General features: G+C 34.3%; 11 protein-coding genes and 1 tRNA gene. 7 read left to right on the top strand and 5 right to left on the bottom strand.

The features are described from left to right. Positions 1–57: 57 nt before the first annotated feature. Positions 58–1,431 carry a dihydrolipoyl dehydrogenase gene (gene lpdA / locus OPR49_RS05430; RefSeq protein ID WP_182319365.1) on the top strand — a complete coding sequence of 458 codons (1,374 nt, stop codon included), beginning with the start codon at positions 58–60 and terminating at the stop codon, positions 1,429–1,431. Between the two features lie 5 nt (positions 1,432–1,436). On the opposite strand, the gene OPR49_RS05425 is transcribed toward lpdA, so the two are convergent. Next, on the bottom strand, positions 1,437–1,826 hold the full coding sequence (locus OPR49_RS05425) for a hypothetical protein (protein WP_265021402.1): 390 nt from the start codon (positions 1,824–1,826) through the stop codon (positions 1,437–1,439). Positions 1,827–1,895: 69 nt separating this feature from the next. Here OPR49_RS05425 and murG point away from each other — a divergent pair, with 69 nt between their 5' ends. Then, positions 1,896–2,927 carry an undecaprenyldiphospho-muramoylpentapeptide beta-N-acetylglucosaminyltransferase gene (murG, locus tag OPR49_RS05420; RefSeq protein WP_015589119.1) on the top strand — a complete coding sequence of 344 codons (1,032 nt, stop codon included), beginning with the start codon at positions 1,896–1,898 and terminating at the stop codon, positions 2,925–2,927. Here the strand turns inward: murG and gshB are convergent. Continuing rightward, complete coding sequence (gshB, locus tag OPR49_RS05415; protein WP_265026876.1) at positions 2,912–3,841, bottom strand: glutathione synthase; 930 nt, start codon at positions 3,839–3,841, stop codon at positions 2,912–2,914. The two genes, murG and gshB, sit on opposite strands and share 16 nt — an antisense overlap. Positions 3,842–3,901: 60 nt before the next feature. Continuing rightward, positions 3,902–4,498, bottom strand: coding sequence for a BON domain-containing protein (locus tag OPR49_RS05410; protein WP_006279461.1), 597 nt, complete (start codon positions 4,496–4,498; stop codon positions 3,902–3,904). A 140-nt stretch (positions 4,499–4,638) separates the two neighbouring features. Between OPR49_RS05410 and OPR49_RS05405 the strand changes: the two genes are divergently transcribed. The 5 genes from OPR49_RS05405 to lon all read left to right on the top strand — a co-directional run bounded on the left by OPR49_RS05405 (position 4,639) and on the right by lon (position 10,582). Then, positions 4,639–4,720 (top strand) — tRNA-Leu (locus tag OPR49_RS05405). A 158-nt stretch (positions 4,721–4,878) separates the two neighbouring features. Beyond that, a complete protein-coding gene (gene tig / locus OPR49_RS05400; protein WP_265027536.1) occupies positions 4,879–6,213 on the top strand; it encodes a trigger factor in 1,335 nt (444 codons plus the stop codon). A gap of 11 nt (positions 6,214–6,224) precedes the next feature. Further along, positions 6,225–6,851: an ATP-dependent Clp endopeptidase proteolytic subunit ClpP gene (gene clpP, locus OPR49_RS05395; protein ID WP_265026875.1), complete on the top strand. Its 627-nt coding sequence runs from the start codon at positions 6,225–6,227 to the stop codon at positions 6,849–6,851. Then, positions 6,851–8,128, top strand: coding sequence for an ATP-dependent Clp protease ATP-binding subunit ClpX (clpX, locus tag OPR49_RS05390; protein ID WP_265026874.1), 1,278 nt, complete (start codon positions 6,851–6,853; stop codon positions 8,126–8,128). Before clpP ends, clpX begins: the two co-directional genes overlap by 1 nt. 15 nt (positions 8,129–8,143) lie before the next feature. After that, positions 8,144–10,582, top strand: coding sequence for an endopeptidase La (gene lon / locus OPR49_RS05385; protein WP_265026873.1), 2,439 nt, complete (start codon positions 8,144–8,146; stop codon positions 10,580–10,582). 11 nt (positions 10,583–10,593) lie between these two features. Here lon and OPR49_RS05380 read toward each other — a convergent pair whose 3' ends face one another. Then, a complete protein-coding gene (locus tag OPR49_RS05380) occupies positions 10,594–12,372 on the bottom strand; it encodes an ABC transporter ATP-binding protein (protein ID WP_265026872.1) in 1,779 nt (592 codons plus the stop codon). A 49-nt stretch (positions 12,373–12,421) separates the two neighbouring features. Continuing rightward, positions 12,422–14,209: an ABC transporter ATP-binding protein gene (locus OPR49_RS05375; RefSeq protein ID WP_265026871.1), complete on the bottom strand. Its 1,788-nt coding sequence runs from the start codon at positions 14,207–14,209 to the stop codon at positions 12,422–12,424. Between the last annotated feature and the right edge of the window lie 172 nt (positions 14,210–14,381).

Genomic DNA, 14,381 nt, shown 5'->3' with positions numbered 1-14,381 from the left:
ATTGATTGTATGGGTTCCATCTGTTATATATAATCTTTTTGAATACGAAGAAAACTGATGAATGAGTATGATATTACGGTTATAGGTAGCGGTCCTGGTGGTTATATAGCGGCAATTAGGGCGGCACAGCTTGGGTTTAAAACTGCAATTGTGGAAAAAGAAAAAAATTTAGGCGGTATATGCTTAAATTGGGGATGTATACCAACAAAATCACTGCTTAGAGCATCTGAGGTTTATAGGCTAATAAAAAGATCAAAAGAGTTTGGTATAGAAGTAAAGGGAGCGAATTTTGATATACAATCAATAGTGAAATACTCAAGAAACGTTGTTGATAAATTGTCAAGCGGTGTTGCATATTTGATGAAAAAAAATAATATCAAAGTTCATCAAGGTTTTGGTAAACTTGCAGGCAATAGTACTATAAAAGTCGTTAGCGATAAGGAAGAACAAGAAATTGTTTCCAAGCATATCATTTTAGCAACAGGCGTGAGGGCACGGAATCTGCCTGGAATAGAGGCAGATGGAGATTTAATATGGAATGCGCAGCACGCTATGACTCCAGAGAGATTACCAAAATCGCTACTAATTATAGGGTCTGGTGCAATTGGAATAGAATTTGCAAGTTTTTATAGTACTTTGGGGGTTGATGTAACAATCATAGAGATAAAGAGCACTATTTTGCCGCTGGAGGATAAGGACATTTCAGATTTAGCACAAGAAATATTCACAAAACAGGGGATAGAAATATATACAAGCAGTAGCGTAAAAGCTCTTACTAAAAGTAAAGACTCTGCTCAAGTGCTACTAAGTAGTGGTGAGAGCAAAGAATTTGAGAGGGTGATTGTTGCGGTTGGAATTCAAGCAAATATTGAAAATATAGGTTTAGAAAATACAAAAATTAAATTAAGCCCTTCTGGCTTTATTGAAACGAATGAATGGTATGAAACTAGTGAATCAAATGTGTATGCAATAGGTGATGTAGCTGGCCCACCATGTTTAGCACATAAAGCGAGCCATGAAGCCGTGATCTGCATTGAAAAGATTGCTGGTAAAAATGCTCATGCGTTAAAAAAAGAATGCATACCAAATTGCACTTATTCTCATCCACAAATAGCGAGCATCGGCCTTACTGAGGAACAGGCAATAAAAGGTGGGTATGATATAAAAATAGGAAAATTTCACTCTAACTTTAATGGTAAGTCTGTTGCACTCAGTGAAACTGAAGGGTTAGTGAAAACGATTATAGATAAAAAAACCGGAGAAATTCTGGGTAGCCACATGATAGGTGCAGAAGTAACGGAGTTAATTAGCAATTTTGCTCTTGCAAAGCAACTAGAAGGAACAGACTTCGACATAAAATCTACGATTTTTCCTCATCCAACCATTTCAGAGATGATACATGAATCAGTGCTTGCTGCAGATGTTAAATAGTTGAACTAACGTTCCATCGTTTTAGAGTTGTCAATGTCTTGGGTAGTAGTTTGATTAGGCACTTTAATTTCAATAGATTGATTACCAGCATCAGAATTCTGTAACTCTTCTTTCAATCCCTTAGCTGCTTCTTTGACTTCAAGCTTTGCCTTTGGATGAAGATCTTCTGGGCCTTTTCCTTTAGTATCCAAACCTTGTTGTAGATTAGTGCTTTTCATTTTATTATGCTGCTTGTGCTCAGGTAGGTCAACGACCGAATTGAAAAGAATTTTTATTATATTTTTTAGCAGTTCTAAAAAACCTCCGCTTCTGCCTTCTCTTTGTTCTTGAGGTTTATTTTTCTCATTAGGTTCTTTTTTACTATTACTTTTAGGCATTTTTAACTCAACTATCATAAGGCTTAATAAAATTCTACGTGCAAATTGTTAAATAACAGTTAACAATCTAGGATTTATTATTTACAGATGGATATTATTTTAGCAACAGGTGGCACAGGTGGGCATATCTTTCCGGCCATAGCTTTAGCAAAAGCACTAAAGACACAAGGATACAATTGCATATTATTCACTGATAAAAAAACAAATAAAAATACCGACATAGAAAGCTACACCTTACCATTACGTAGACCAAGCAGCAACAAATTTAAGTTTTTCCTTTTCTTGATATACAGCTCTATGTTAGCACTGTATCAAGTAAGAAAATTAAAACCAAAATCGGTCATTGGTTTTGGTAGCTATGCTTCTTTTCCAACTCTTCTTGCAGCAAGAGTTCTTTCTATACCTATAATTTTACATGAACAAAACACAGTTTTAGGGAGAGTAAATAGATTCTTTTTCAAGAGTGCAAAATTAATTGCAACCAGCTTTCCGGAGACTAAATATGCAGAGGGCAATAAATGTATTTTTACAGGAAATTTTGTTGATATAAAAGCACAGAGCCATTCTAGCACTGAGAAAATCCTAAATATATTGGTCATAGCAGGCAGCCAAGGTGCAAATTTTTTTGATGATGTAGTAAGCAGCGTAATTTGTGATTTACCTATTAAAATGAAAAAGAAAATTAGAGTGACGCAGCAATGTACGAAGAAAAATGTAAACAAGGTCAAGAGTCTATACAAAAGTGAAAAGATCGATTGTGAATTGAGTGAATTTTTTGATGATATGGAGAATAGACTGGCCAATGCTCACTTGGTAATTAGCAGAGCAGGAGCAACTTCAATAGCAGAGATCACTCTTGCTAGGCGTTCTGCTATATATATTCCTTACCCTTACTCAAAAGATAATCACCAATTTTATAACGCAAAATATATTGAAGACTCGAGAGCAGCTATAATAGTTGAGCAGAATAGTGAAGCAAAAAAAAATCTAACAGAGGTACTATTTGATCTATTAAATAATTCTCAAAAATTGCGTGATATGACCAATAGTACAGAAAAAACAGGGATAAAGAATGGGACTACTGAGTTTGTTAAGGTGATTGTTCACAGGTTTAGTTGATGGCTGCTTGCTTTTTCTTCAAACACGTCCCAAAGATCCTTTTCTAGCGATATATTATACAATTTATTGATATAAACTACTCCCGTGGGTGAAGTTGTGTTAATTTCGAGCAGGAAGTCATCTATAATATCAATACCAACAAATATTAGCCCTCTTTTCTTTAATTCAGGACCAATTTTGTTACATATTTCATTGTTTCTATCGTTCATTTGAGCGGGCTCAAAACTTGCTCCAAGTCGCATGTTTGTTCTGATCTCTCCACTGATTTTTGGAATTCGTTTCACTACACCAATTGGTTGGCCATAAAGTAGCAATATTCTTTTATCTTTATCTATGTTTTTACAAAATGATTGTGCAATCACAGGGCATTCGTATTTTGCTATCATGAGATCCACTACTACTTGAATACTATTCTCGTCTTGTATTCTTATCACATCGTTTCCTCCATAACTATACAATGGCTTCAGAATAATATCTTGATAGTTGTAGTAGAAATCTCTAATCATTGATATATTTTCAGTAATCAAAGTTGGCGGAATTAGTTCTGGAAATAATGAAGTTATCAATTTTTCAGGACAATTTCTTATTTCTGTTGGATTGTTAATTACCAATGCGCTAGTTTTTTCTAAGATATATGTTGTTGTAATGTAACGCATATCAAAAGGTGGATCCTGTCTGATAAATATGATGTTCATTTCATTCAAGTTGATAGCTACATCTTTTTTGGAGATAAAACTAAAATCATCAACGCTGACTTTCTGAGCAAAAGCAATTGGATAGTTTAGCTTTAGTGCTAAATTATCAGGAGTATAAACAAAAATTTCATACCCCCTCCTTTGTGCTTCTTTTATTAGCGCAAATGTAGTATCAGTTTCAAAATTTATATTTTCATCCATCTGAAAGGCAATTTTCATTTATGTTCTCTACCTATTGTCACAACTGTACAAATGTTATAATTTGAAAGCGATTTTTGCCTAATGGCGTAACTTACTGTACCTATATCGTACATAACTTACAACTTGTTTTACTCCCTTTACTTTTCTTGCAATTGCTATTACAGCTTTTAATTCCGCTTTATTTTGGGCTATACCCATCAAATAAACAACTCTATCAACCGTATTAACGCTATAATTAATTGACTTAATATTTCTTTTTCCCAGGAGTCTTGTTCTTATTTCCGCTGTTATCATGCCATCTACAGTGGTGTCTAGCATGGAAGCCATTTGAATTGGTATTACTCTTATTTCATTTATCACTTCTTTAATTTCTTTTTGCTGCCAAGCTATTTTTTCTGCTGTAAGTTGTTTTTCAGGAGTGTCAACACTTCCAATGAGCAATACTCTTCCTTCACTTACTTTAACCTTTATGGATGAAAATAGCCCATGTTTTAAGAGCCCCTTATTAATTCTGATGACCATAGTCGTATCATCAATGATATTTCCCAAGGATTTGTCCTGCATTGTTATTGCTGTTGCTGTCGCTGTAGCCACCACACCACCTATTATAAGGGTTGTGCAACCACTTTGTGTAATCAAAAAAATTGCGAGTAAGAAGCTTGTTATTAATCTCATTATTGATTTTCAGGGTTTAGAGCTTTCATTAAGAAATGTTAATAAGCTTTTTTGATTGTGTAAATACCATAAATTAAGTAAGACTTTAAACCTTGAATATTTTTAATGGAATACCTATAATAGGGTACTAAAAATTTCTTGCGGATATGGCGGAATTGGTAGACGTGCCAGGTTTAGGTCCTGGTGAGCTTGCTCGTGGGGGTTCAAGTCCCTCTATCCGCACTTTAAAGTCATGTAACTTAGGTTTTAAGGGAAAATGTATAATCACTAAATACACTTTTGTTTGTATAAAAATCTGTTCTTAAGGATTGTGTTTAACTTAAATTCTGGTAAAATAGCTCTATTAAGATATGAATTAAAATATTAATAAATGAATTATGATGTCTAATAATATACCTCAAAATACAGTCGAAGTAAGTAGCGTATATACCTACAAAGAGCTTAGTATAGATAAACTAAAGTATGAGTATGAAATCACAGTTAGTAGTGATTATATAAAACAAAAGGTAAATTCCAGGTTGCAAGAGATAGCAGAAAATGCAAAATCACCTGGATTTAGGGCTGGAAAGATGCCCTATGAACTTGTTGTTGCAAATTATAAAAACGAAGCTTTGGAATATGTGATAAATAATACAATTGATTATTGCTCAAGTGATTTGATGAAAAAAATTGAAGTCAAGTCTCACATTTATCCTAAGGTTGATGTTATATCATTACCAGATCTGGGCAAAGAAAATGAGGAGGGCAATTTTGTATACAAGCTATCTTTTGAGTCGATGCCTGAAGTACCAGTGATAGATCTCGACAAAATAAACTTAAAGAAAATTGAAGCAAAGATTGAAGAGGAAGATATAAAAGAATTTATTGATTCTATTAAAACAAAATTCCCCAATTTCGCCTCTGTTGATGATGCTTCTTATCAAGCGAAAGATGGGGATAAATTGATAATTGATTTTGAAGGGCGGATTAGGAATAAGCTCTTTCAAGGTGGAAGTAGCAAAAATTTTGCCGTTAATTTAGGGTCTGGCACATTTATTAATGGTTTTGAAGATCAATTAACTGGTATGAAAAAGGGAGAAACAAAGAACTTTAAGTTGAAATTTCCTGAAAATTACCAAGCCATTTCCCTTGCAGGACAGGAAGCTGATTTTTCTGTGCGAGTTAATGAGATTCAAATTGCCAAAGATTTTGAAAATGATGATGAAATAGCTAAGAGTATTGGGTTTAAAGATTATTCTTTGCTAATAAATCATGCAAAAAAAATGATTGGTGATCAGTGCACCGAAATGAGAAATCTCTTAATTAAAAAGGAGCTGTTTGATTATTTGGATGCTAATTATAGTTTTGATTTACCCACAGACATAGTAAAACAGGAGCAACAAAGAATGGAAGGAGAATTGGGTGCTCAAAATGATTCTCGTAAAGAAGCTGAAAAACGTGTAAAGCTTGCTATGTTATTTATGAAATTTAGTGCAGAACATAAAATATCATTAACTCAAAATGATGTTTTGAGTGTTATTGTAAATCAATATGTCAGTAAAGATGTGCAATTTGACAGAGTACTTAAGCATTTTGAATCAAATAAACAATTTCAAGAATTAGTTAGAGGGCAAGCGCTTGAGTATAAAGTGACAGATTATATAATAGAAAAAGTTAGTAAAGAAGAGCAGATTGTTTCTGTAAAAGAATTAAAGGAATTATTTTATAATATTTAATAGGAAAAGGTATGACTCTTATACCAATTGTAGTTGAACAAACTAGTCGCGGTGAGCGCGCTTATGACATATATTCAAGACTAGTGAAAGAAAGAATAATTTTTGTAACAGGTCCTATTGAAGACAATATGGCCAGTGTAATAGTAGCACAGCTTTTATTTTTAGAATCGGAAAATCCCGATAAAGACATTTGTATGTACATCAACTCACCAGGTGGTGTTGTAACTGCTGGTTTGTCGATCTACGATACAATCCAGTATATAAACCCAGACGTTTCAACTTTATGTATAGGTCAAGCTGCGTCTATGGGTTCTTTATTGCTTGCAGCTGGTACAAAAGGTAAGCGCTACTCTCTACCTCATTCAAGAATTATGATACATCAGCCATCTGGTGGTTATCATGGTCAAGCAACTGATATAGAAATACATGCTAATGAAATTTTGCGGGTTAAGAAAAAACTAAATCAAATTTATGAAAAACATACTGGAAATTCACTGAAGAAAATTGAAGGAATGATGGAAAGAGATAAATTCATGGATCCTGAAGAAGCAAGGAAAATTGGCTTAATTGACAGGGTGATAGCTGAGCGTACAGATATTGAAATTGAAAATATTAAAGTTAAACAAAAGGTGGGTTAATGGACAACAATAATGATTTACACTACTGTTCTTTTTGCAACAAGGTGCAAGATGAAGTAGATAAATTGATTACTAACTCTTCGGATGGTTTAAAGGTGTTTATTTGTAATGAGTGCATAGAATTATCCTATAAAGCAATAAGTCAAAAGAAAGATAGATCTTTTAATTCAGATCGTATATCTGATATGAAGCTATTACTAAAGAAACCTGAGGATATAAAAAACTTTCTCAGCAAGCATGTTGTAGGTCAAGAACACGCGCAACACGTTTTATCTGTAGCTATGTATAACCATTGTCAATCCATGGTACAATTTCATGCTATAAGTGATATTGAAATCGAGAAGTCAAATATAATGCTTATTGGTCCCACTGGTTCTGGTAAGACTTTGCTAGCCAAAACACTTGCTAAAGTTTCAGATGTGCCATTTGCTATGGCTGATGCGACAACTTTAACTGAGGCAGGTTATGTGGGTGATGATGTAGAAAGCGTGTTGTCGCGTTTATTACAAGCTGCAAATTATGACGTTGTAAAAGCACAGCGTGGTATAGTGTTTATAGATGAAATAGACAAGATTACAAGAAAATCTGAAAGCACTTCAATAACCCGTGACGTTTCAGGTGAAGGGGTCCAGCAAGCTCTGCTTAAGATTATGGAGGGTACAGTTGCTTATGTTCCGCCACAAGGAGGGCGAAAACATCCACAACAAGAGTTTATACAAGTGGATACTAGTAACATACTGTTTATTTGTGGAGGAGCTTTTGAAGGCCTCGATAAAATTATTGAAGCGAGAAAAAAGGGAACATCAGTTGGCTTTGGAGCAGATATAAGTCAGTCTAAAGAGCAAAAGAAAAAAAATGCTTTACATGATGTTCAACCTGAAGATTTAATCAAATTCGGTTTAATACCCGAATTTGTAGGGCGGGTTCCAATAACTGCTGTTTTAGATGAGCTGGATCATGAAGATTTAATACATGTTTTGACAGAACCAAGAAATGCGCTAATAAAACAATACAAAGCATTGCTTGCGTTTAGTAAAGTAAACCTTGAGTTTTCAGATGAAGCAATATCAGCTATTGCTAAAAAGGCTATAAGCTATAAAACAGGCGCAAGAATGTTACGTGCTATTTTAGAGTCGCTTTTGCTTGACATTATGTATACAGCCGGAAATGGAGGCTTTGAAGGTAGCACTATAGTAATCACTAAGAAAATGGTAGAGTTAGGAAAAGCAACGGTTAATCATAATAATAATGGCAATGTTATAACGGTTAATGATTAATTTGAGGCATATATTGTGAACATTGAACGTACTGTGAGCTCTGGTTTTGCTGCATTGTCAGTATTACCTTTAAGAGATGTAGTAATTTTTCCAAATATAATGGTGCCTTTATTCATAGGCAGAGAAAAATCTGTTAATGCACTAGAGTATGCAATAAGTAGTAGTAATCACCAAAATGAGATTTTTCTTGTAGCACAGAAAGATGGCTCTGTTGATAATCCAGAGCCTGAAGATCTTTATGAAGTAGGTGTGTTAGCAAGCATTGTACAACCGTTAATAAAATTACCTGACAATGCAGTAAAAGTTATAATCCGGGGGATAAGAAGGGGAAGGGTTGTAGAATATATTAGCTCTCATACTTTATTACAAGCCAGGGTAGAGTTAGACAATCATTATAAAGAAGATGAAGACAATATTGATTTAGAAGCTTTAAGGCGGTCTGTTGTAGACGCGTTCGATAGCTGGTGTAAGCTAAACAAGAAAAATCAGCCCGAGGTTGCCATTAACTCCATTGATCAAATCAAAGAAGTTGATCAACTTGTAGACACGGTAGCTTCACATTTAAATATAAAAGTATCAGATAAACAAAGTATACTTGAGGCTTATGACCCAGAAGAGCGTTTAAAAAAAGCTTTTTCTTTTATTGAGAGAGAAATGAGTATTTTGAACGCACAAAACCGTTTATATAAGACAATTAAATCGCAAGTTGAAAGCACTCAGAAAGTTTACTACCTTAACGAGCAATTGAAAGCTATACAGAAAGAATTAGGCGAATTTGAGAATGGTGATGAAGGGAATATACTCAATGAATTTGAAAAAAAGATAAATGAAACAAAGCTTTCTCAGGAAGCAAGAGAGAAAGCTACAACTGATTTGAAGAGATACAAGAAAATGAATCCCATTTCTCCTGAAGCTACAGTTATATCTAGTTACTTGCATTGGTTGCTTGAGTTGCCATGGGGAAAGTACAAAGATGCAAAAATTAACTTAAATGCAGCTAAGAAAATCTTAGATGAAAATCATTATGGCATAGAGAAAGTAAAAGATAGAATAATAGAATTTTTAGCGGTATTAAAAAGAGTAAAAGAGATAAAAGGTCCTATACTTTGCTTAGTTGGACCGCCAGGTGTTGGTAAAACTTCTTTAGCTAAGTCTATGGCAAGAGCAGTAGGAAGAGATTTTGTTCGCATAGCTCTTGGTGGTGTGCGTGATGAGTCTGAGATACGAGGGCATAGGAAAACTTATATTGGCTCAATGCCTGGTAAAATCATTCAACACATGAAAAAAGCTAATTCATGCAACCCGCTTTTTCTGCTTGATGAAATAGATAAGATGGGTTCTGATTCGCGTGGCGATCCTGCATCTGCATTACTTGAGGTTTTAGATACTGAGCACAATAAACACTTTACGGATCATTACTTGGAAGTTGAGTTTGATCTTTCAAGTGTAATGTTTGTAGCTACGGCAAACAGCTTAAATTTACCACATCCTTTGCGTGATAGGATGGAAATTATACAATTGTCCGGGTATACTGAAGATGAAAAAATCAGTATTGCTACACACCACCTTATTCCGAAGTTAAAGAAGGAGCATGGTTTGTATCAGAAGGAATGGGACATAACTAATGAGGCGTTATACGAGTTGATACGTTTATATACACGTGAAAGTGGTGTGCGGAGTATGGAAAGGGAGCTTGCAAAGCTCATGAGAAAGGCAGTTAAAGAAATATTGACTGATAAAAATAAGAAAATATCCGTAGGGGTTGACAATTTACAAGATTATTTAGGGGTACGTAAATATACCTTTGGCATTGCGGAAAATGAGAGTTTAGTAGGAATAGTAACTGGGCTCGCCTATACTGAAACAGGTGGTGATATTTTGATGATAGAATCAGTCCTAATTCCGGGCAAGGGAGAAATAAAATACACAGGAAAGCTTGGAGAGGTTATGCAAGAATCTATAAAAGCTGCGTATAGTTATATTCGATCAAATTGTTTATTTTTTGGTATAAAGCCCGAAAAATTCCAAAATAATGATATACATTTGCATGTACCTGAGGGTGCTGTACCAAAAGATGGCCCTTCTGCTGGCGGCGCGGTATGTACGTCTATTGTTTCTCTTATGACAAATATACCAGTTAACAAAAATGTTGCTATGACAGGCGAAGTGACATTGCGTGGTAGAGTTTTAGCTATCGGGGGCTTGAGAGAAAAATTGCTTGCAGCGCTCAGAGGATCAATCAAAACTGTGATTATACCAAGTGAAAATGAGAAAGATATGCAAGAAATTCCGGCAAGCATCAAAGAAGGGATCAACGTAGTTTTTGCTAAGAATATTGATGAAGTTATGAAAGTTGCTTTAATGCACCCTACTACTCCAATTGATGGTGATGATAATCAAAATAGTGTGCCTTCCTCTATAGAAAGTAAAGATGATACTTTTCCTATGTCGTAAACATTGAAGCATTAGATTAAAAAAATATTATCAATCTCCATTTCTCTTTTATCCGGCAAAAATCCACCAACTTGCGCATTCCATAGGGCCTTATACATTCCGTTTTTATTAAGAAGTTCCTGGTGCGTGCCATCTTCTACAATCTTGCCTTGATCAAGAACCAAAATACGATCCATATGTAGAAGTGTAGATAAACGATGGGCAATAACGATAGTTGTAGCATTGCTTGTTTCGAGTACTTCATTTAGTGATTCCTGTATTAACTGTTCTGTTGGAGTATCAAGTGCAGAAGTTGCTTCATCCAGAATTAATATAGGAGCATCTTTTAAAATAGCTCTTGCAATTGCAATACGTTGCCTTTGTCCACCACTTACTTTAACACCCCTCTCGCCTACAATAGAATGATACCCATTGGTCATTTGCATAATATCTTCGTGGATTTTTGCTTTTTTGCATGCTTCAACAACTTCATCAAAGCTTGCATCATGTTTAGCAAGCTGTAAATTTTCTAAGATAGTTCTATGAAACATAGTAATATCTTGCGGAATTACTGATATATTTGCTCGCAAAGATTCTTGTGTAACATTGGTAATATTTTGATCATCGATAAGAATCTGTCCACTATGCACATCGAAGTACCGGAGCAAACATTTAATGATAGTTGTTTTTCCTGCACCAGAAACGCCTACAATGCCGATTCTATGACCGGATTGAATATGTAAATTGAAATTATGTAGCACATCAGTTTTACTCCCACTGTATGCAAAGCATATATTCTCAAATTTAATTTTACCACGCACGTTTGTAATGAGCCCTGCATTTGGCATATCCTCGATGTCATAACCACGATTAATAAATGAAAATGACGCTTTCATTGATGCAATTCCTGGGTTTATATTAAATAACAGATTTGTTAAAAAACTATCCAGCTCTCCATGTATATTAAGCGTAGTAATTGCAATAAAAGCAAAACCACCTGCGGTGATTTGCCCACTTTGATATAAATAAGTAAGTAAATAAATTTGCACTGAATTCATTATCACTACCATGATTGTATCGGCATTATCTACCCAATAGGCATCAAATTTACGAACTTTTTTATCCAGATTTTGCAAATGTAATAATGCTGGAGTTAGCTTTAATTTTAATTCTGTCCACAAATTACCAATAATTTTTATACCGAATATGTTCATTACTGAATCATTTATGATTCCTACAACCTCTTGTTTTGCTGTAACATATTGCTCTTGCAGTGCCATCTGCTTTTTTGCTAGAATAACTATCACTGGAGTGTAAATTGTTGCAAATATAAATATTACAATAGCTGATAATGCATTGACATTTAACAAGAATATTATGCTTATAACAATAGTTGTTATATTGTGTAAGGCATAGTAACAACAGGTTGTTGTACTAGCCAAATTATCCTGAAAATCCGTAATCTTATTTGAGATTTCACCTGATAAATGAGAATCAAACCAATGTAATGAATGCCTAAGTGTCTTTGTATACATGTTAGTTATAGTTTCAGCTAGTATTATAGGTTTATACTTTATATCTAGTAGTCGATTGATAAAAAACATTCCATGATGCATAAGTTTATAAAAAATAAATAGCATTAATAATGTTGTAATATTAGTGTTGGATTGAATTGTATCGATAATTTCTTTTATGCTGTAATCAACAGCGACTTTCCAAATAGATGCAAGTATCTGTACTATAAATAATAAGCAAAAATATATCTTATACTTTGTAACAATGGATTTAAGATAGGTTGAAAATTTAGTCATTCTGTTTATTCAAAGTTTTCAGATGATCGTAACAAGTATACGGTAAAAATTAGTTCTGGCATTCACTTTCTTCATTTTCCTTTTTATCCGGCAAAAACCCACCAACTTGTGCATCCCATAGGGTCTTATACATTCCGTTTTTATCGAGAAGTTCCTGATGCGTGCCATCTTCTAAAATCTTACCTTGATCAAACACTAAAATGCGGTCCATATGCAAAAGCGTAGATAGGCGGTGGGCTATTACTATTGTAGTTTTATCTTGCATCAACTCCCATAAAGATTCTTGAATATTACTTTCAGTCACAGAATCAAGTTGTGAAGTTGCTTCATCCAGAATTAATATAGGAGCATTTTTTAAAATAGCTCTTGCAATTGCAATACGCTGCCTTTGCCCTCCTGAAAGTTTCACACCTCTTTCTCCAACAAGAGACTCATAACCTTGGGGTAATTTTGAAATAAACTCATGAGCATGTGCTTTTTTTGCCGCTTCAATTACTTCATCATCGCTAGCATCTGTTTTTCCATAGCGAATGTTTTCCATCAAAGTTCTATGAAAAAGCGATGGATCTTGCGGAATCATGCCAATATTTTTGTGTAAAGAATCCTGGGTTACATTGCGAATATCTTGTCCATCAATTAAAATTTTTCCAGATTTTATGTCATAAAGCCTAAGAATCAGGTTTACAAATGTTGATTTACCACCACCAGAATAACCAACAAGTCCTACTTTTTGACCAGGTTTAATTATTATGGATTTGTTTTCAAATATTGGTTCTGCATCTTTATAATGAAAATGAACTTTATCAAAACTAATTTCCCCCTTTTTAACGACCAGATCTGCTGCATTTGGCTGATCTTGGATTTCAGGGATTGAAGTAATTGTTCTCAAAGCTTGAGTAATCCTTCCCCATGACTTAGAGAATTGTGAGAAATCTTTAGCTATCATCCAAAGAAAATTAGCTATTGCTATATTAACAGTAAGAACAAAAGCAAAATCTCCAGCAGTAATTGACCCTTGCCCTCTTCCTTTAATTAGGAAATATAAATTAAGTATTTGCATGATTAGAAATAAGAAGCCATAGAAAGTAAAAATCCACGTATACAGCCACTGAAGTCTTTGCTCTGCTTGAACAGCCTCGCTATGAGTAGCTCGCAAAGATAATCTTTCTTGGTATTTGCTGGCAAATAACCTTACAGACATGATATTTGAGAAGACATCTACCATTTTACCAGTAATGCTTGAGCCAAGCTCTGACCATGCATCTGCAAGACGCGTTACCTTTCCTGCAAGTAAGAGGGAAGACAGAACAAATAATGTAGACCAAGTCAACATCAATAAAGCAAAATTAATATTTACTTGCCATAAAAAGTAAATTGCGATACTAAGCGCTAATGCACGACCCATGACCCTGTCAGCCATAATTTGCATGATATCTGGAATATAATTTGTCAAATCATTAACCTTGTTAGCAAGACTGCCGGAGAAGTTATTTTGATAGTAGCTATTATCCTGATTTAATAATATGGCAATACTCGATTCAACAATGTTTTTACGGAGATTAGGGATCATCTTAATTTCAAAAAAATAGTTGTATAATCTATTCATACACTCAAGTAAAAATAGTATTAGTACATAGGATATAGCAGGAGTTGCTATGCTACGAAAAAGATCATCTGCACTGATACGATCTATAATAACTTTTATTAAATATGGATTAAAGGAAATATCGATAGCCCAGACTAATGCTGTCAGTAATACTATCCCAATATGAAACAGAAATGGACGCAGTATTTTCAAGATGAAAGATACAACCTGCTTTGTTGTTATGTCATTCATATTTTTTACTTATTCTATCTCCCAGTTTAATTCAAGTGGATGATAACAATCATATTATAATAATCCTTTTCATGAAAACCTTTTCTGGTAGATTGCTTTCTCGAGAAAAATTGATAACATTACTCAAGATGCCAACTGTGGTTTATGATAATATAAATCATGTCACAGTTAA

Origin of the sequence: Wolbachia endosymbiont (group A) of Bombylius major, assembly GCF_947251895.1 — a bacterium.
GTDB lineage: Bacteria > Pseudomonadota > Alphaproteobacteria > Rickettsiales > Anaplasmataceae > Wolbachia > Wolbachia pipientis.
This window is presented reverse-complemented; position numbering and strand designations above follow the sequence as displayed.